This is a genomic window from Acinetobacter sp. KAM396 (assembly GCF_021602765.1).
Classification (GTDB): Bacteria; Pseudomonadota; Gammaproteobacteria; order Pseudomonadales; family Moraxellaceae; genus Acinetobacter; species Acinetobacter towneri_A.
The window spans coordinates 1-352 of the sequence record NZ_BPPH01000121.1; the positions used below are offsets into that span (position 1 = coordinate 1).

Annotated in this window: 1 tRNA gene; it reads right to left on the minus strand. The window is 39.2% G+C overall.

The window, feature by feature from the left end:
• Positions 1 to 245 precede the first annotated feature (245 nt).
• Positions 246 to 321, minus strand: a tRNA-Ala gene (locus L6C30_RS14800).
• Positions 322 to 352: the final 31 nt, after the last annotated feature.

The following is a 352-nucleotide window of genomic DNA, read 5'->3' on the forward strand; positions in this document are numbered from 1 at the left end:
ATGAAATGAGTTGAACAATTTATTTCAGACTCAATTTTTGCCAATCTGTTAATGATTCACTGCATCCTCGTCGGACTGCAGTCAACTGTGATAAATCACAGAACTTAATAAGCTTATACTTACTAAATTCTGTAATCTTTAGCTTAAAGCTTCAGTATATGTGTGCCTGCGCACAGCATAGCTGTTTGCTTAAATTTCAAGGAAAAGCCTTAAAGCAGTGCTTTAAGTTTTCTGATCTTGAAATTTGGTGGAGACTAGGAGAGTCGAACTCCTGACCTCCTGCGTGCAAAGCAGGCGCTCTACCAACTAAGCTAAGTCCCCAGCTTATCATCTGTGATTCGATGTATCAGAT